At 56.9% G+C, this 19,152-nt stretch carries 9 protein-coding genes and 7 pseudogenes; 10 read left to right on the forward strand and 6 right to left on the reverse strand.

Features of this window, described 5'->3' with window-relative positions; genetic code table 11:
• Nucleotides 1-161: pseudogene (locus tag EN807_RS31560) on the forward strand (IS630 family transposase); the annotation flags it as partial.
• A 379-nt stretch (nt 162-540) separates the two neighbouring features.
• Nucleotides 541-660, forward strand: a pseudogene (locus EN807_RS31565) (transposase domain-containing protein); the annotation flags it as partial.
• A 95-nt stretch (nt 661-755) separates the two neighbouring features.
• On the opposite strand, the gene EN807_RS35885 reads toward EN807_RS31565, so the two are convergent.
• From EN807_RS35885 to EN807_RS31580, 4 genes are all read right to left on the reverse strand, one after another.
• A complete protein-coding gene (locus EN807_RS35885; RefSeq protein ID WP_189522648.1) occupies nt 756-1,115 on the reverse strand; it encodes a hypothetical protein in 360 nt (119 codons plus the stop codon).
• A gap of 50 nt (nt 1,116-1,165) precedes the next feature.
• Nucleotides 1,166-1,960 carry a hypothetical protein gene (locus tag EN807_RS31570; RefSeq protein ID WP_246684481.1) on the reverse strand — a complete coding sequence of 265 codons (795 nt, stop codon included), beginning with the start codon at nt 1,958-1,960 and terminating at the stop codon, nt 1,166-1,168.
• A 274-nt stretch (nt 1,961-2,234) separates the two neighbouring features.
• Nucleotides 2,235-3,320 (reverse strand): cysteine protease StiP domain-containing protein, encoded by a 1,086-nt coding sequence (locus EN807_RS31575; protein ID WP_135937865.1) that lies wholly within the window; start codon nt 3,318-3,320, stop codon nt 2,235-2,237.
• Between the two features lie 100 nt (nt 3,321-3,420).
• The gene (locus EN807_RS31580) at nt 3,421-4,548 is read right to left on the reverse strand and encodes a phosphoribosyltransferase domain-containing protein (protein WP_245485625.1); all 1,128 of its coding nucleotides are present in this window, start codon (nt 4,546-4,548) and stop codon (nt 3,421-3,423) included.
• 80 nt (nt 4,549-4,628) lie between these two features.
• On the opposite strand from EN807_RS31580, the pseudogene EN807_RS31585 reads away from it, so the two are divergent.
• Nucleotides 4,629-5,053 (forward strand): annotated as a pseudogene (locus EN807_RS31585) (transposase); the annotation flags it as partial.
• 471 nt (nt 5,054-5,524) lie between these two features.
• Here the strand turns inward: EN807_RS31585 and EN807_RS35890 are convergent.
• Both EN807_RS35890 and EN807_RS31590 read right to left on the reverse strand, forming a co-directional pair.
• Entirely contained in the window at nt 5,525-5,689 is a 165-nt protein-coding gene (locus EN807_RS35890) for a hypothetical protein (RefSeq protein ID WP_164759513.1), read from the reverse strand.
• Nucleotides 5,686-6,050 (reverse strand): annotated as a pseudogene (locus tag EN807_RS31590) (transposase); the annotation flags it as partial. The gene EN807_RS35890 and the pseudogene EN807_RS31590, both read right to left, overlap by 4 nt.
• Between EN807_RS31590 and EN807_RS31595 the strand changes: the two are divergent.
• The 7 genes and pseudogenes from EN807_RS31595 to EN807_RS36125 form a co-directional block, all read left to right on the forward strand.
• Complete coding sequence (locus EN807_RS31595; protein WP_246684482.1) at nt 5,947-6,603, forward strand: DUF6527 family protein; 657 nt, start codon at nt 5,947-5,949, stop codon at nt 6,601-6,603. The pseudogene EN807_RS31590 and the gene EN807_RS31595 overlap by 104 nt on opposite strands.
• Before the next feature lie 164 nt (nt 6,604-6,767).
• Nucleotides 6,768-7,233: pseudogene (locus EN807_RS31600) on the forward strand (LLM class flavin-dependent oxidoreductase); the annotation flags it as partial.
• Between the two features lie 759 nt (nt 7,234-7,992).
• A complete protein-coding gene (locus EN807_RS31610; RefSeq protein WP_246684483.1) occupies nt 7,993-14,463 on the forward strand; it encodes a non-ribosomal peptide synthetase in 6,471 nt (2,156 codons plus the stop codon).
• 5 nt (nt 14,464-14,468) lie between these two features.
• Nucleotides 14,469-15,932: an MATE family efflux transporter gene (locus tag EN807_RS31615; RefSeq protein WP_128177810.1), complete on the forward strand. Its 1,464-nt coding sequence runs from the start codon at nt 14,469-14,471 to the stop codon at nt 15,930-15,932.
• Nucleotides 15,933-15,976: 44 nt separating this feature from the next.
• Nucleotides 15,977-16,081, forward strand: a pseudogene (locus EN807_RS37075) (ABC transporter ATP-binding protein); the annotation flags it as partial.
• A 586-nt stretch (nt 16,082-16,667) separates the two neighbouring features.
• Nucleotides 16,668-18,587 carry a potassium transporter Kup gene (locus EN807_RS31620; protein ID WP_135937867.1) on the forward strand — a complete coding sequence of 640 codons (1,920 nt, stop codon included), beginning with the start codon at nt 16,668-16,670 and terminating at the stop codon, nt 18,585-18,587.
• Between the two features lie 182 nt (nt 18,588-18,769).
• A pseudogene (locus tag EN807_RS36125) lies at nt 18,770-19,152 on the forward strand (hypothetical protein); the annotation flags it as partial.

Below are 19,152 nucleotides of genomic sequence, written 5' to 3' on the forward strand. Positions count from 1 at the left end.
ATCCGATTGAGAACGCCTTCGCCAAACTCAAGGCGCTGCTGCGAGCAAAGGCCGAGAGAACCATCAAGGCTCTGTGGGACGTGGTCGGCGCGGTCGTCGACCTCTTCACCCCAGCCGAATGTGCCAACTACTTCAAAGCCGCAGGATATGAACCGGATTAAACAGGACGTGCTCTAGAAGCCAATACGTCGGCCAAGGGCCAAATTGCCGCTCATACAAAGAAAAAGCCCACTGCCGGGAGGAGGTGGCAGTGGGCTCGATTTCAAATGCAGCGCGGAGGAGGTGCACCGCATTCAGCGCCGGCATCGCATCTGGGAGGAGTAGATGGCCGACAACAAGATCATATCGATCGCCGCAGATATTGCAATGCACAAATTTCGTCTTCACCGAAGACGGCATCGACAACCTTCGGCATATCGTCGACGAGCGCAGGGCTGCGGGTCACGCACCGCCGAAACCTAGCGCAGAAAACCGTCGCCCGAAATCATAGTTACCGCGGCCCTGGCCGAATGGTTACGCATAGTTCGGCGGTCGGCATAAACCGCCAAGATGAACTAGGTCGATCCGCACGCCTGGCTCACCCAGACCCTCGAGCGTATCGCCAATGGCTGGCCAAACAGCGACATCGAGGCGCTCATGCCGTGGAAATACCAGCGCTAAACGGCATCAGCTACGCGCTTACCAAACGGCAGGCGAGGTTCGCCGATAATCCACGTCGCTCGATCGCAGCGCAGTTCGAAATCCTTGCAGCATGATCATCGGCGCGAAAGCGTGCCGTTGTGACCAAAAGCACGATTTGCGACAGAACCCAATAGCATCGTGGATGTTATCTGCGGCGCGCCCGTCTTGCTGGGCTGAGCTCGCCGCTGCCTGAAGGGATGGATGACGAAGGCCTCGAGCTGCTGCTCTTTCCGGCGCCCTGATGACACTGCCGTAGAGGTTGTCGTCGTTGCTGACGCCTGAAGGAGCTCAGGATATTCTCCAAGCTTTTTCGCGACGCGGTTGATGGTGGAAACGTAGGTGATCGTAGCCATCAGGCGGCCTCGGCTATCAAAGCAAAACCACAGCGGTAACAATTGGCCGGTCACCTCGATCTGGTCGGCGAGTTGCGTCAAGGCGAATCGCGCGGCGCGGGGCCGCGCAGTGCACATGGTTTTCCCGTCGTTCAAGCAAGGCCCGCAAAAAAAGTCTTCGATGGCACGTTCAGCATCGCCGAAATCTGCGAGCGCGATGGCGCACCCCACCAGTCGCACAAATTGAGATAGCCGAGATCGCTTGCGCTGTCACCGAATCCGATCGCTGGCCTATCTCCGGACTCCGAGCGGAGTTTCTTCAAGAGGAATTCTACTGCCCGGCGCTTTGAAACCGGCGGGGGAATGAGCGCGAAGTTGTTTCCGTTGTGATGCCGTATCCAACCCGCATCGTCGAACTCGAATTTCAGTTCCGCCAGCCTCTTGCCATCACCGTTGTTTTCTTTGAAGACTGCGTATGTGGCCATCTCCATTTCTTCAACGATCCACGAACGAACAGACATTTTGCCAGCTTCGGCTCCTTGCCGACCTATTTCAAGTACCTTGTTCAGTGCCTCCCTGTGAGGGATCAGTTCCTTAGAAATGACATCGTGCCATTCCTTCAGATGCGCACCGTCCGGTTTAAGGATGACAGCGCCGTTGGCAACAATTGCATAGCTGTTGAATGCGATCTTGACGTTCCCGTAGGCCGTTGTGCCACGTGCCGTGACGGGAATGACTTGTGACGTACTCAGCAGCCAATCGATTATCGCAACCTGCCGCGGGGTCATCATGGAATGATGTCCGTTCGAGGAGATCGCAGCTAGCGCTAGTTTATGCTGGCTGCCTTTCGGACACTTTGCGCGCGTTTGGAACAATGTATCATCCAGATCGGCAAAGACGATTGGCTGCATGGCATGATCTGCGAATTTGGCGGGTTGATCAGACATTGCACTTGATCCGTCATACATGTTTGGAATCCGTTTTCGTCAACTCGGAAAGATCCCGGGCAGATGACTTTTGTTTTGCGTTCACAGCTAGGCCAACCGCTTCCCTCAAAGCGACGGCCAGCCCTGTTTTAATCGCAAAAGTGACATTCTGTCCGCTAACAAGAATTGCAGTCACGACGCCGATCAGCAAGCCGCATGAATCGAACGCCGGCCCCGCGCTCGATCCTGGTTGAAACGGTGCGGAAATTTGGCTCAAACGGCGACGTATTTGCTTTCAAACCTTTCGGATCAAGGTAATGGCGCGATATGGCTGGATTTTTTTCGGAACGACTTGGAACTGGACATTTTTCTCCCGAATCAAATGCCGCAGCGCTGCCAGCTCAGCGTCTTCACCGGAAGACAGGAGGACAATTTGAGGCATGCGGCGCAGAATTGCCCTTGTGGCTTCCGCAATTCCTGGCTTGATCCGATTGGTATTCTCAACGGCAAACTCTGCAGCAATTCGATTGATTGCCTGCCGCGATCGTCTCTGATGGCTTGAGCGGTCGTTGATCGTCCACTGCGCGAGATCAATATTTCGGTCCAATGCGGTGACGGCATGTGTCCATACACTGTCCACGAAAACAGCTGAGATGTCGTGGGACATCAAGTGATCCCATCTGACTGTACCGTGAAAATCTTCCGGACCTGTGACCTCCTCGTTCAGTATCGAACGGCTGATCAGCCCGGACACGGTGCTTCCGAGTATTCCCGATGGAATGAGCCAGTCTTCGCCCGACGCCGCAAGCCACGCCCGGCCACAGGGATCAGACAGAACCACCAGCTTTGGCGGTTGTGCAGAAAATGAATGGAAGCTCCGTTCCAGCTCGGTGGCGATAGCGCCTTTGCCGGTCCAGCCATCAACAAACAGCAGGCCTTCAATGGGCCGCCGCTCAATGATGTGGCGCATTGCATTGCTGTCAATTCCGCGGTCCCGGATGACCGAAATGCCAAAGTGTTGGACGTCCTTTCCCATGCGCGACAACGCACGCTTGAGGAGAACACCCAAAGGCACCCCGGCCCGAACGAGGCTCGCCAACGTGATCGGGCCGTTCATTTGATTTGAGATAGACCGCGCGAGAGCTGCTACCTCGCGTCCCATTCTCGCAGCGCCAACTGACATCGCTTCATAGAATATTGCCATGTAGCCGGCTTCGGGCACGCTTTCGAAAGAAATCATTTCCGAATAATGGCGTAGGCCGGACTGTATCGCCGCTTCCTTCGAAGCGTTGTCGATTGCCTCCAAAGTAACGATCTTCAAAAGAAACGTGACGTCCGTACTGGGATACGTGCCCGAAATGAATTTACTTTGCGTCTTCAAAAAAGTCTTCCCTTCCTCCGCCACTTACCGGAACTTCAGGCGTACGACTGCAACACCACGTGAAATGTTGGTATGATAAGGAGTCTCAATGAGAAACCACTTACTGGGGAATTACTACGGTTGCCCGTTCCAAGAAGTGCATAAGTATAGGACTTATCTCCGCTTCATTCGTCTCGGAGCACAGGAGAATTTTCACGTATTCTGACGGGGCGACATTGTACAGATAATTGAACACATGCCCGCCGTAATTGTCCTCAAATGAGATTTTCTTTACAATCGCGTGACCCACTGAAATCGGTGATCGGGTAACCGATGAGTAGTGGACGTCAGCTCCTTCCGTCTCCAATTTTTCCGCAAGCAGGAACGGCTGCCAAACGTTTTCTCCTGTACCAAGTACCAGCGTAGCGCCCGACGATGCCGCCTCACCATCCAGTTGAAGACGGTGCCGGGAGACACCCAGCCGAGCCCAGTCGATATCCTTGTCGGGCGAAATGACTTTACCCCTTTTTGTCTCAACAGACGGCACTTCCGGCGCGTTGATGTTCAAACCGTTTGCATCCCAGCGATACCGCCCGGAAAGGATTGACGCGCGCTTCACGTTGGCTGCGATCATCTGTTCGGCAGCACCATCTGACCAATCCGTAAGGGTGACGAGCACCGTACTGCGAAGGTTCGACCTGATGCTGGCAGGCAGAGCTGCGAACAGATTACCGAATGTTTTTCCGGTCGACGCTTCATCGTCAATTAAAACAAGCGTCCGGGCGTTCTTGACCATCGAGACCAGGCCCGGCACGAGCGGCCAGTGTACGAGATGTCCTGGGGCGTGACTGTGCTCCTCCTGGAACTCACAGATTAGGGGCAAACCTAGTGCGTGCCTGGTAGTGCAAATGTAAACGGTGTCGTCCCGGTCATATTGTTCTGAATATTGCTGGTGCACGCCCGCTCCCAGCCCGACAGCAGTTTCGGCCATGCCTATGAACAGGATTGGCCCTTCGAGATCGGGTGAAATTTGGTCGGCCAGAAGTTTGTACGTCTTTCGCATCAGCGAAGGCCGAACGGGACTGTGACGTCCAAGCAGCTTGGAAGCGAACAGGAAAGACCGTTTGGGATTGATGCGCTCCGCGAACCCGAACATTGCATCGGGGGGCATTAGGCTGCGATCGATTTCAACCGATATGGTTCCGCGGGCGAGTTCGGCAGAAAGATATTTTTTAAGTGCATTGTCCAAAATGTCCCACCCGGGTCTTTATAATTTGGGGCGTTGTCGCGGTAACTTCTCGTGGGGAGGCGCTGAGTAGACGCAGGTTCATGCACACCAGCTACAAACGCCAGCGCTCTACCGCCGAGCTTGTCCCCCATGCGGTGTGGGCTTTATTAGCGGTCCCTTTGGGCCTGCGCCTGGTCGAGGAAATTCTGGAGCGCGGGATCGTCGTCTCCTGTGAAACGATCCGCCGCTGGAGGAAGAGGTTCGGCCCCGAGTGCGTTCGACGACTACGCGCAAAGCGGCCCAGCCCCAATGATGTTTGGCACCTGGACGAAGTCCTCATCACCATCCCCGGGAAGAAACTTTGGTTGTGGCGGGCTGTCGATCAGGACTGCCTGGCAGCAAAGCATCATCACTGCCAAGCTGCGTTCCCGTGGAGCGGAGAAACGGCAGGTCATGCCGAATGGCGAGCACCGCGCGCTAGGGCATCAACAACAGTGCCGAGAATCCCCACCAGCCGCTGCGAAAGGGCAATTCAGTACTTCTGGGCCAATTGCCATGTCATCTCCTTTGGTTGGGGACAAAGCCGTTACAACGGCTTCCCAAAGTTGATGTGCAAGTGAGGTGCCATCCTGAGGACGTAGCTGCGCGCGCTGATACTCAAGTTGGGCCGGCGCACCTTCGCGTCGCGCTCTTCCTTCTTCTCGCGTTGAGGGCAGCGCACGAAATGCAACACGTTTCGCTATGCTGCGTCTGTTCGATAGTCGACAGTTTGGGTCAATAGCGACAGTATTGTTTGTAGGAGTGAAACACCATGTGGTCGGCACCGGTCGGTCGCCTTCAGTATGTCAAGCGAAATCACGGAATGGCGCCGGCGCGCGTGCTGCCGCCCGAGCCGCTTCGACGAGCATGCCGCGGGCTGTCCACGGCCCTATTTCCTGATCCGCCCCTGGCAGGCGAGCCCTGGCACGCACTGCCTGACGCTGGGATTCAGCCCGAGCTAGCTTACAAGCTTCTGTGGCTCGTCGAAGCGGGACGCGCTGCCGATCACCCCCTTCGTCGCCAACGCGACGGTCTTGTCGACACCAGAAATGGTCATCAGCCGCTTCACGCCGTCATGGGGTAGGAACAAGAGCAGTGCGAAATCGTACGTGGCCTTTATCAACCAAAGGCAGCTACGGTTGATTTGATGATGATTCCGCCGTCCGGGCTTCGGCGCATCTGACGCCCCGTGGCGGCGCGAAAGACGCTCAGTAGTTGCAGCGCCGGCGCACGCGCGACCAGATGGTTCTCAAGACTTCTCGACCATGCCGGTTTTTCCGAACGGCGCTCCCAGACACCACGCGCTGCGAACATCGGAAGCCAATCTCGTGGAAATACAGGTCGGCATGTTGCGGGTTGATATGATGAAAGATGCCGGCGATGGTACGGCGGACGCGGGCGTTGAAGCCCTCCACCGAATTGACGTGGACGGCGTCGCGAACATACTCACCACTGGAATGTTTCACGGTCTCGTGCTTGGCAAAGCACCGGCACGACGGCGATCCGTTGCTGCGGGAACCCGGTGATGCCGTTCTCGTGCACCGGGGAAAGCCCCGTTCACTGCTCATTGCCTGCCCGGACGGCTGTGGCGGGTCTCTTTCCGTCAACCTCGATCCGTGGGCGGGAAAGGCTTGGCGTCTTTACCGCAAAGGCAACGCGATCAGCCTCTCGCCATCCGTTTGGCGCGATGGCGGCTGCAAGAGCCACTTCATCGTGTGGCAAAGCCGGATTATCTGGTGCGACCGCTTTGAAATGGGCAACCAAGAGCCGGCCTATGATGCAGCTCTTGAGGCCGACGTCTTGGCGGCTCTGGACGCCGTCAGATTCAGATCCACGCACGAGATCGCGGAAGAGCTCAACGAGATTCCGTGGAACGTAGCGCGTGCCGCACGCAAGCTTGTTGACCGCGGGCTCGCCGAGTACCCCGCAGACGCTCAGCGCGACCGCCTGCGGAAAACGTCCATGCAGGAATCCAATCCGGAGCAGCCGCGCAAGGGAGGATTTCTCGCCTGGATGCGGCGCCTTCTGTTGGGTTAGACCAAGTAGCAGCACGCGTAGCCCACTTCGAGACGTGGACAGTTCATCCGAATTCTTGGGGTGAAGTTGCGATCATTGACGCGTCGTCGGCAGGGTCGGAATGGATATCCTAGGGCACGATCGCCAATGAATCTGGGATCATGTTGCAACCAAGTTCTGTGAGAGAATTTATCCGAGCGCTGCGTGGCATCTGGACCGAGGATAGTTTCACGCTGAAGGGCGATTTCTACCGCTTCACCAACTATTCGATGAAGCCCAAGCCGATCGAGCCCTTGCCCGAGATCTTCCAGGGCGGCTCGTCGCGCGCCGCGCGCGACATGGCTTCGCGGGTCTCCGACTGGTATTTCACCAACGGCAACACGCCGGAGGAGATCCGCGAAGCAGGTCGACGACATCCGTGCCAAGGCGAAGGCCAATGGCCACAAGGTCGAGATCGGCGTCAATGCCTTCGCCATCGCTCGCGAGACCGAGGCAGAGGCGCGCGCAGTGCTCGACGAGATCATCGCCAAGGCCAACCCAGAGGCAGTCCAGGGTTTTGCCGATCAGGTCAAGAATGCCGGCAAGGCCTCGCCGGAAGGCGAAGGCAATTGGGCGAAATCCTCCTTCGAGGATCTGGTGCAATACAATGACGAGGACACGCGCCAGGCGCGCCAATCGGCAAAATGCTAATGCGATGCTGGCTCTGAGCGGGGTCGGCATTTCCTTTGGCGGCGTCAAGGCGCTGAGCGACATTGATCTCGAGGTCAAAGACGGTGAGGTCCGCGCGGTCGCGTCGTAGCTGGCCACGCTTTTCTGGCGGCGCGAAAGCGCGTGATGCGTGTCCAAAACCTGACAGCATCAGAAAACATGTCACGTTCATTACAACCTGCCATCTTGGGCACTGTGGTGGTTTTCAATGCGCAATCATGCGCTCCCGTGCGCTGAGCGCGCTGGCACGGCCTTTGCTGATTGAGATGCGGCAACATTGGGTGAGGGCTGCCTCATCTCTAAGAGGAAGACAACCTCGCGCATAGAGTGGCGCAACCTTTGGAGAGCAACATGGTCTTGCAGATGGAGCCTCGGATCCATCGATCAAAGGTGGAGACCTGGTCGCCTGGCGAGCCCCTCACGAGCTTCCAGGCTGGCGTCGACGAATTTTGGGCAACTTGGTGCGGAACATGTGTCGCGGCCATGCCCCATCTGGTCCAGCTGCATCAATACAAGAAGAGCGGACTCGGGTTATCGGAGTCGCAACAGGCGAAATGAACAAGCTTGGATGGATCCCAGCTTTTCTCCGAATTCCGACCTCGTTCGTGGTCACCGACGGCCGGCGCAACTTGGACTCTAGAACGGGGCCTGCCCCAAAAATTGTAGGTTTCGAGTGTCGCGGAGCTAGCGGCGCAGAGCTGGATGCGCATGTTTAACGAAGATTCACGTGAGAAGCACAAGCTGGTCGGACGTCGGCTCACCGATGTGATCGCGGCTATCGATGAAATCGGGGCATCGTTTCCGGACAGAATCGCGATTACGCATGGCACGACGGAACTCACATATGGTGAACTGCGAGTCATGTCGGCTAGAATCGCGAGCACTCTACGAGAGCGCTGCGCGGTGGGAGCGGTAGTGAGCTATTGTGGTGCACGAAATCCCAATTGGGCCGCTACAGTAATCGCAATTCTGAAGGGGGGCTCAACATATTTGCCGCTCGACCCATCTTCACCGGCCTTACGCATTTCATTCATGGTCGAGCAGAGCGGATGCACTCTGATTATCGGGCAAGAGCGACCGGAAGCCCTTGGTCTGCTTCAAGAAAACCGTCACGGCAATCGAGAATTCATGACGGTGCAGACCGCGTTGATTGGGGACCGTGCGTCTCCTGCGATGCCCTCTTCGGCTGAGTGCGGTCCCGCTTACATCTTGTTTACGTCCGGGTCGACAGGGTCGCCCAAGGGTGCGACGGTCGAGCGTGCCGGACTAAACAACCATTTGATAGCCAAGATCGATGCGCTTGAGTTGACCGAGAAGGACTGCATCGCTCAAACTGCATCGCATTGCTTTGACATCTCGCTGTGGCAGCTCTTGGCAGGGCTATGCGTTGGAAGCCGCGTCGCGATTATAGACGATGCCACGCTTAAATCTCCGATCGCTCTTCTTAAGGCGCTGCAGGGACAAGGCGTTACAATTGTCCAATTCGTCCCATCGGTGCTTGCCATATTTGTTGAGTATCTGCAGACACTCGCGGCCGATGAGCGGCTTCTCATCGCCTTGCGCATGATCTCCACGGTCGGCGAGCCGCTGACGCCTGCCCTGGCGCGCGCCTGGCTGGCACTGTATCCCCAAGTCCCGATTCTTAATCACTATGGCCCGACAGAATGTGCGGATGGGGTTACCCACCATGTGATTTCTGTCCCGCCTAGTGCATCTGAAGCCTATGTGCCGATCGGCCGGCCGATCTCCAATCTTGAGGTCTATGTCGCCGATGGATGGCGGCTGTGCACGACGGGTGAAGTCGGCGAGATCTGTGTCAGCGGAGTCGGTGTCGCTGCTGGCTATATCAATGATAGCTCGCGTACCAAAGATGCTTTTTTTCGAAACCCGTTCTCCAACCATCCCTCCCATCGGCGCCTTTACAAGACAGGCGATCTCGGACGCTTCAGAGCTGACGGCCTCCTGGAATGTCTTGGCAGGCGAGACCGTCAGGTCAAGATCCGGGGGCACCGAGTCGAGCTTGGAGAGATTGAGTCTCGGCTCTGCACCCATCCTTCGGTAAGTGGCGCCGTCGCCGTAGCACCCGTCAATGAAGGCGTGAAGCTCACAGCAAGAGAAATAACCAAGGCCGACGGAGGGTTCAGGCCAAGACGGATAGTGGCCTATGTATCGGCCCCTCCCGACGTCTTGGAAAGTGGACTCCGAAGCTTTGTTGCCGAAACGCTTCCTGCATACATGGTCCCGGAGCGAATCATTCATATCGATGCCATTCCAATTACCAGAAACGGCAAAGTAGACTTTGCGGCTTTGCCGGACCCGACGACCATTCGCCCTCAGCTGCTGAATCCGTTCGAGGAACCAAAGACGGAACTCGAACAAAAGCTGCGCGATATCTGGTCCAGCGTTCTTCGCATCAAAAGTATCGGCGTGAACGACCAGTTCATGGACCTTGGTGGGGACTCGCTCCGGGCGATGCTTGTATTAGCCCAGCTGCAGAGGCAGCTCAGGGCGAAGGTGGATTTCAGGCTGGTGCTAAATGGGACGGTCAGGTCGCTGGCGGCATCGCTATCAAGCCAATCCGGAACGACACAGAACGTGCTTCCAGCGGGCCGGAAGCACGGACGATCAACGCTGACACGGGTACAGGAACACCTGTGGTTCCTCTGGCAGCTCGATCCGGATGCGAAGAACTACATCATTCAGGGCGGCCTGCGTATACGAGGGACAATGGATCTGACTGCTTTCAATGAAGCTTGGATCGATGTTGTCGGGGCCCACGACGCGCTTTCGGCACGTTTCAGCGATGAAGACGGGCCGGTCCAGATTTTTGATGATCCGCACTCCGCCAGTTTAGAGTTGGTTGACACCACGCACCTTACGCAACAGGACGCTGAGGAGCTTGTGGCGGAGATGCGGCAGACCGAGCTCAATGACGCCTTTGATCTCAGCCATGGCCATTTGTTTCGTGCGCGCATGATCCGCCTTGCCGCGGATGACCACCTAATACTGATAACCGCACACGAAATCATCATAGATGCTTGGTCGATCTCCATCGTGCTCAGAGACTTGCGAACGAGATACTCCAATGCTGCCCCGTTCTCTCCAGGGCATCGTGTGTCACTCTCGGCTTATGCGCTCTGGGAAAGTGTACATGTTACACCGGACTTGCTGGTTGAGCAGCGGCGCTACTGGCGTGGGCAGATTGGCGACAATCCACCCGCGCTTTTGCTAGCGAGTGATCGACCCCGGCCGAAAGGGAATTCCTACCGTGGGGCCTCGCATGCGGTTCCCCTTGGTGAAGAACTGTCCGATCAAGTGAGGGGGTTTGCACGTCGGCACAGGTGCACCACATCCACGATCCTGTTGGCATCCTTTAAGCTCCTGTTGCGGATGTATAGCGGCCAGGACGATGTCATTGTCGGTATACCGCACGTCGTTCGCGACAAAACAGGCACCGAGGAAATTGTTGGATTTTTCCTCAATATGCTACCAATTCGAACCACGATTGATGTCAATAAGTCCTTTGTGGCTCACGTAACTCATGTGCAAGCCCTTGTCAGCGATGCCATCGCGAACTCGGCGTATCCATTCAGTTGGATGGTGAGGGACGCTCGATTGTACCGCGAAGCCGGTCGGTCACCGATCTTCCAAGTCATGTTCAACATGTACTCCGAACCCCAAGAGCCAACGGCCGAACGCGATTTGGATCTGACCTTTCGTGAATATGACACAGGCTATGTGAAGTTCGACCTTACCCTGTATGCGCAAGACCAGGGCGATGAGATTGCGCTGCAACTGGCATATGCAGAAGACATTTTTTCAAGTGACCTGATCGCTCGCATGGCCGCCAATCTTCGCCACCTTATTGCTGCCTGTTTCGAGAGGCCGGCTGAGCCGATTGTCGCCCTGACCTGCCTGTGCCCCTCGGAGGTCGCCATGCTGGACGCGCTCAGGGGCCCTGAGCAGGTATATGAGAACGAAGCTTCGCTCGTGGAAGCCTTCGATCAGGTCAGCGCAAAGAACGACCAGGTGGCGTATTTCGGCGAGTTCGGAGAGATCACATTCGGCCACCTGCGCGAACGCATGGCGGCGATCCAGTCCGCTCTGCGTACCTGCGAGGTAGGGCCGCGCGATATGGTCGCCATGCTGATCGACCGGTCACCTGAAGTGGCCACTACAACTTTGGCTATCCGGGCAATGCAGGCGACCGTCGTGCCTATATCGCCAGATTACCCGAAGGAACGGATCAGCCACGTTGTAAGAGATAGCGGTGCAAAGCTCCTAATTCACGCCCGCGCGGACGAAGAGATCGATTTCGGTGTGCCGTCCGTTAGCTTGTCATCCCTGCAGGAGAGATACGACCCCGCTCGAGCGTTGCACTGCGAGGTCGAGCGGCCTGATAACGGTGTAGCAAGCTTGATCTATACCTCATCCTCAACGGGTAAGGCGAAAGGCGTTCTCATACCTGAGTCCGCAATACGAAATCGACTGAATTGGATGTGGCGATGCTTTCCGTTTGATGGCGACGACGTTGTCGTTGTTCAGAAGTCGGCGGCACTTGTTGCCGCTGCATGGGAGTATTTTGGAGGACTACTGAAGGGGGTCCCGACGCTTATCCTGACCGATGACCAATTGCTCGACCCCGACCTCTTGTTGAGCGCCTTGATAAGGCATCGCGTGACTCGGCTATTCGCTTCCCCGCCCATTCTGTCCGGTCTGATCGTCGCTCAAAAACAACATACGGAAACGACCAGCTTGCGCATAGTCACAAGCAGTGCTGAACCGATGCCGCCATCGCTTCCTTCTCGTTGGCGACAGTGCTTTCCAGATGTGCCGCTATGGAATTTTTATGGCGCCACAGAATGCGCGTCTAATGCGGCAGTCTACGCAACATCGGAGGCCGACGATGGCTCCAAAGCTGTGCCGGTCGGGCGCCCAATCGACAATGTGAAGATCTATGTGCTCAATGCACAGTTGGAGCGCGTTCCCGTCGGGGTAGCAGGCGAACTCTGCGTCGCGGGACGCTGCGTAAGCACGGGGTACTGGCGGGACCGAGAGCGAACGAAGCAAAGTTTCGTGCCCAATCCATACGATGACTGCCAGTACGGCCTTCTGTATCGCAGTGGCGATATCGCCCGAGTCTCAGCCAAAGGTCTTCTGGAGATTTGCGGTCGATCGGACAACCAAATCAAGCTCCGGGGTTTCCGAATTGAGCTGGAGGAAATCGAAACCGCCCTTGAAGCGCATCCTGGAATTGCCAGGGCCACCGCAGTCGTTCAGGGAGTGGATGATGATCGCCGACTGGTGGCCATAGTGGTCCCAGCTCACGATGGCCTTACCTCAGGAGACATTGTGAATCACTTACGGCAGGAATTGCCATCTTACATGGTTCCATCCGATTTTCGCATGGTGGATCGTATGCCACTGACGGCGAGCGGGAAGATAGATCGTCGTCGCCTCTCATCTGTCCCATCCCGCGAGCTTTGGAGTGCCCAATCCGCTGAGCCGCGCACGGAGCGGGAGCGACTTCTTGCCGAGATCTGGCAAGAACTGTTGAGCGCCAAATCCATCGGGATCGACGACGGTTTCTTTGATGTCGGCGGAAATTCTCTGCTGAGCGTGCGTTGCGTTACACTGGCGCGTAAAGCCGGACTGAGCTTGACCGTTGGCCAACTGTACAGAACGCCGACCATTCGGGAATTGGCCAAGGAAATCGCATCAGCCACGACGATCTCTGCCTTTGAGGCCCCCGATGGACTGTTGCGAGTGACTCCTGCCGTCTCATCTTGGAACAGCCTTGTCGGATTAGGCGAGCACTACAACATTGGCGACCTCTTCTTCCTGCCAGCGGGTCTCTTGAAACTATCAATCCTTGAAGGCGCCCTTGCTCATGTCATTGGTCGGCACGAAGGACTGAGACTTCGAATAGTCCAAACCGAGAGCGGCCTATCTCAGGCAATCGGATCGGTACCCAATCCCCTCGTGGAAGAAATAGATCTGGTCGGCATGACCACGGCAGAACAGCTGACGGTCATCGAAGGCGCCTGCGCAGAGCGTCAAATCGGGTTTCGGTTTGACGGTCAGACATCCCTTGTTAGGCTTTCAGCCTTCCGGACATCAGAGAGCGGCGACTACTATCTGCTTGTTCTGATGCATCACTTTGTAGCTGACGGGACTGGGTACCGACTGTTCCTAAATGCACTGGAAGCCGCCTACACTACGCTGGCCGCGGGCGGGACCATTGCAGATTCAGAGACGACGCCTCTGTCTCAGTGGTTAGCGCGATTGGGCCATTACGCAGATAGCGAAGCGCCAACCGAACTCGAATATTGGGAGGGGGTTCGACATGATCTGCTCGATATGCATGTGAGCGATGCTGGCTCGGGTGCAGCGGAATTTTTAGATGAAACTGCAAGAAGGCTCCATAATGCCCGCTTGGAGGGATTGGTAAATGAAGAATATTGCAGCCAACTTTGGAAAGATCAGGCGAAATATTGCATAACGATCGGCGAGAAGGCGACGGCCAGACTTCTCAATGTCTCGGCGACGTCTGCGCAATGCGAGGATTTTGATATATTCCTTGCGGCTGTGTCAGGGGCATTTGGTCGCACTTTCGGGAATTACTCGCTTTGGATCGACAGCCTCACATCGACCAGAGGTGAGTTGTTCGACGACATCGATCCGTCTCAGATCATCGGCTATATCGGCGAACTGGTTCCGCTTCCCTTATATCTGACTGAGAAGGAGTCTCCTCCAGATCGCGCTCGTTCAATATATCGGCAGCGCAACGCGCAGCCGCGCCGGGGGATCGGTTTTCGGGCGATGAAGTTCTTGAATCGGGATCCGGCAGTGCGGAAGCGGATCGATCATTTGCCGTTGCCTAGGATCGGACTGAACTATCGAGCACGACTGCAACGCCATTATCCACGGCATCTGCTAGCCAGAGATCCGCACTCGCTTTGGATCGGCGAAGATATGAATCAGTCCGCCATGAATTATCTCTTCTGGTTTCGTGTCGGGTACGAAGCTGGTGAGCTTCAAATCGAAGTGAGATACGATCCAAGACAAGTTGGCTACGAAACGACCCGCAACCTCTGCACTATGTTGCGCCAGGAACTGCTCCAGACAATCAATGCATTTGAAGGGTCTCGCCGATCCCCAACCGACGGATGAGTCCAATGTGGGTGGGGGCCGATGAAGAGGGGCAACAGAAAAGCATGGCTGCACCGGCACAACAAATCAATTTTACGGACGACAAGATTTCCCGCCTCATCATGCGACTCGCCATTCCCTCGATTATTGGCTTGTCGATCAATGCGCTTCAGCAGTTCGTGAATGCAATCTTTGTCGGCACACTCGGCGCGCAGGCTATCGCCGCTGTCAGCATGACTTTGCCGATCGTTGTCCTGCTCACGGCAGTCGGACAGGGGATCGGCGTTGGCACAGCATCATTCGTTTCCCGCAATCTTGGCGCTGGCAACTCGCTTGAGGCGAGTCGAGGTGCGACCTTGGCACTCGCTCTCGCTGTCCCGATCGGAGGGACGATTACTGTCGCTCTGCTTCTACATTTGCGCGAGTTTCTCGCCATGCTTGGCGCCAGTCCGACAATCATGCCGGCTGCGCTTGAGTACGCATCGACGCTCTTGTTCGGCTACACTGTTATGCTGCTGAACGTGGTCAATGGGTTTATCGTAAGGGCCGAGGGCAATACACGATTCAGCATGTGGACCATGATTACGGCTTTCGCGCTGAATACTGTACTCGATCCTATCTTCATATTTTTGCTGGATCTGGGCGTTCGAGGAGCGGCGCTTGCGACGCTGTTGTCTCAGATCGCCGCCGTCGGCGTCTACATCGCATATTTCCTAAAGAAGCGTGGGATTGTCCGTATCCGAACTTCTTACATTACGTTGAGCGTCGACTGCATCAAGCAGATCGCCGCCATAGGAGCGCCGGCCACTATCACCAGTATTTTGTCTGCTGTTGCATTCATGCTCTTGTATCGGGCTGCTGCACCATTCGGCGACGATTCCGTTGCCGCTGTGGGAATAGCCGTGCGATTGTTAACAATCGGGGCACTGCCCATTGTCGGCTTCTGCATAGGCTCCCAGGCGGTTCTCGGTTTCAGTTGCGGAGCACAGGATTTCGCTCGGGTAGAGAAGGCCGCGAAGTTCATGCTTTCCATAACCGTCCCATTTTCAGTCAGCTTTTCTGCCCTGGTCATGGTTTTTGCCCGGCCGATGGTTTCGCTTTTCAGCGATAGCGAGAATGTAACCGAGATCGCCGTGTCTACGTGTGTTGTATTCCATCTTTTTTTCGGCCTCTTTGGTGTCCAGTACGTTGTGATCACCCTGCTTCAGTCACTGGGGAGAGTACGTCTGAGTGCGGTCGTTTCCCTCGCTAGGCAGGGATATCTTTTCATACCCGCCATACTGCTATTTCCAGTCGTTTGGGGTTTTAACGGACTGTTGGCCAGCCAGGCACTTGCTGAGTTGGTGGCGGGGCTGATTGCTCTGTTTGTAATGCTCGGGCAGATCGACGATCTCAAAGGAATGCGCACTCGCTCAGCCGGGGATCGGGTCGAGGCCAAAAGCTGGCGTGAACGTGGCGACCATTTCGGTTCTGCCCAGGACTGTGGCTGACCAGTCAGATCCAATGAGGAACGCATCTGTGCATGTGTGCATGCGTGTTGATTGTGGAGCAGAACGCCATGCTGGCGCTGGAATACGCGCAGCACGCGTTCGTGCTTGAGCAGGGCAGGGTTGTCCTGTCGGGATCCGCGCAACCGTTAGAGACGATCCAGCTGTCATGTCTTCGTATCTCAAATACCTGACGGATGTATTTGACAAGGGCCCGTTCTGCTCCGATGTGCGGAGGTGTGCTCTCACGCGTTCTGTCCTGGCGGACGGCCGAGATAGCGTCGCGCGCAGCGAGGTCAGGGCTGGCCGGCAGGCCATCGCGCGGTATGCGCGGCTTGGCCTAGACGGAGCGAGCACGTCGCTATCGTTCGCCGGCTGCGGGATGGATCGGCGAAGCTGATTTTGCTATTCTTTCGCGGCTCGGGTGACCGCGTGGCGAAGAGCAGGGTCGAGCATGTAAATGGCTTGCGCAGCAACGGTGCGGTCACACCTGGAGCAACGGCGTCAGGAAACCGCCGTCCTTGTGCGCCCCGACACCCTGGTCACCATCGGTCGCATCGCGGGGGGCACTGTGGCCGAGAACCATTCATTGATCTGGGCGCTTGAGGGTTCTGCCGGCGCGCTATTGAGTCTGCCAAGGCGAGCAACGACAGGCGATGACGGCAGACATTACGTTACGGCACTTGATATTGCAGTGCAGCAAGCGTAGAGCACCGCGCGCTTATCGGAGTGTCGTCCATGGCCCTTACCAATGCTGGTAACGAGGCAGAACCCGTCGAACAATCGAGCCATTCTGAGGTCGAGCAGCACAGCACCAAGGTGCTGATGCTGGGCGCACTCGGTGTCGTTTACGGCGATATCGGCACCAGCCCGATCTATGCATTTCGCGAGGCGTTGCATGCATCAGCCGGTGGCAACGTCGCCAACCGTGGCGACATCCTCGGCGTGCTGTCGCTGATCATCTGGTCGCTGACGATCATCGTGACGATCAAATATATCATGTTCGTGCTCCGCGCCGACAATCGCGGCGAGGGCGGGGTGCTGTCGCTGATGGCGCTGGCGCGCAACAGTTTCCCGACCCGCTCGGCGGTGATCCTCGGCATCGGCATCGTCGGCGCGGCGCTTTTTTTCGGCGACGCAGTCATTACGCCGGCAATCTCGGTACTGTCGGCGGTCGAAGGTATGAATGTCGTCACGCCGACATTCCAGCCCTATGTGGTGCCGCTGACACTGGCCATCCTGGCGATCGTGTTTGCGGTACAGCGGTTTGGCACCGGCGGCGTAGGATTGGTGTTCGGGCCCGTTACCGCGCTGTGGTTCCTGGCCATCGGCCTTTCCGGCCTCAACCACATCATGGACGACCCGGAAATCCTGCTGGCAATCAGCCCGCATTATTTCGTGTCATTCCTGATCAACTCGCCCGAAGTCGCCTTCGTCACGGTTGGTGCGGTTTTTCTCGCCGTCACCGGCGCTGAGGCGCTCTATGCCGACCTCGGCCATTTCGGGCGCAAGCCGATCGTGCTTGCCTGGCTGGCGGTAGTGTTTCCTTGCCTGTTGCTCAACTATGTCGGGCAAGGCGCATTCGTGCTGGCGAAAAACGGAGTGGTCGGTCATCCCTTCTTCGAGATGAACGAAGGCTGGACGCTTATTCCGATGGTCGTCCTGGCCACCGCTGCGACCGTCATCGCCAGCCAGGCGGTGATCTCCGGCGCTTTCTCGCTAACCAGGCAAGCAGTGCAGCTCAACATGCTGCCGCGCCTGGAAATCCTGCATACGTCGGATAGACAGTCCGGCCAGATCTACATGCCGCGCGTCAACATGCTGCTGGCGCTGGTGGTGATGCTGCTGGTGGTCGGCTTCGGCGAATCCAGCAAGCTTGCCTCGGCTTACGGTATTTCGGTGACCGGCAACATGCTGGTGACGAACATACTGCTTTATGTCGTCATGACGCGCATCTGGAAATCGCCGCTCGGCGTCGCGATAGCGTTAATGGCGGTGTTCGTCTTCATCGATACCGGCTTCTTTGCAGCCAACATCGTCAAGGTATTCGAAGGCGGCTGGGCCTCGCTTGCCATTGCCGCAGTGATCGTGATGACCATGTGGACTTGGATAAGAGGCAGCAGGTATCTATTCGACAAGACGCGCAGGAACGAGATTCCGCTCGATTTCCTTGCAGGCAATTTGTTGAAGAAGAAACCGCAGCTGGTGTCCGGTACGGCCGTGTTCCTGACCAGCGATCCGGTCAGCGCGCCGACCGCGTTGATGCACAGCTTGAAGCACTACAAGGTGCTGCACGAACAGAATGTCATCCTCTCGGTGGTGACGGCGCAGCAGCCCGTGGTGCCCGACAGGGAGCGGATCAAGATGGAAACGATCAACGAGCTGTTCATGCGTGTGACACTGACCTTCGGCTACATGGAACAGCCCAACATCCCGCGTGCGCTGGCGATCTGCCGCAAGCAGGGTTGGAAGTTCGACATCATGACGACGTCCTTCTTCCTGTCGCGGCGCTCGCTCAAGGCGTCACCCAATTCCGGCATGCCGGTGTGGCAGGACAAGCTGTTCATCGGGCTGGCGCGCACGGCCGCCGATGCGACCGAGTATTTCCAGATCCCGACCGGACGCGTCGTCGAGATCGGGACGCAGGTGGCAGTTTAGGCATGCCGCGTTGAGCAGAATCAATTGGCATTTCTCGAGCCGGTGAATGCCTGACCGGGCAGAGGCCACGATGCTTGCGCCCAACTGGGGTCTGGTTCCAGGCCCGAAGCTTCCGGCCCCAAAGCCGTCGAGACCGGTAATTTCTCTGGGGTCGAATACAGGTTGTTAGGCCCGCGTAGTCCATGAGCGCCGCTTTGTTCGGAGGGAAAGCGATGGCGGTGGAATGGACGATCACGATCGAGGGCAGGAACGAGTTCGGAGACGTTTGCCGGAAGGCGGTCCGCATCGACAAGAGCTGGGAACGTCTGTTTGACGGCGACCTCGGCCTCTCGATCGAGGACAGCAAGACCATCATGGCAGCGCTGCAGAGCGCGGTCGTGAACCATGAGGCGGAGACGTACCCTCTTTCGTCGGGTCTGCCCGGATTGCCACAGGTTACGGCCGGTCAAGGACTACACGACGCGACGGATCCGGACTGTCTTTGGCATCGTGGAGGTGCGCAATCCTCGTTGGATGCTGTGTCGGGATTGTTACCCAGGCATGGTCGATGCCTTTGCGCCGCTGC

This window comes from Mesorhizobium sp. M5C.F.Ca.ET.164.01.1.1 (genome assembly GCF_004792125.1).
Taxonomy (GTDB): Bacteria; Pseudomonadota; Alphaproteobacteria; order Rhizobiales; family Rhizobiaceae; genus Mesorhizobium; species Mesorhizobium wenxiniae.

Excerpts from the sequence above, each read along its gene's own strand:
- EN807_RS31570 (WP_246684481.1), bottom strand. The coding sequence starts at position 1,960 with ATGTCTGATCAACCCGCCAAATTCGCAGATCATGCCATGCAGCCAATC.
- EN807_RS31595 (WP_246684482.1), top strand. The coding sequence starts at position 5,947 with ATGGTACGGCGGACGCGGGCGTTGAAGCCCTCCACCGAATTGACGTGG.
- EN807_RS31610 (WP_246684483.1), top strand. The coding sequence starts at position 7,993 with ATGCGCATGTTTAACGAAGATTCACGTGAGAAGCACAAGCTGGTCGGA.
- EN807_RS31615 (WP_128177810.1), top strand. The coding sequence starts at position 14,469 with ATGTGGGTGGGGGCCGATGAAGAGGGGCAACAGAAAAGCATGGCTGCA.
- EN807_RS31620 (WP_135937867.1), top strand. The coding sequence starts at position 16,668 with ATGGCCCTTACCAATGCTGGTAACGAGGCAGAACCCGTCGAACAATCG.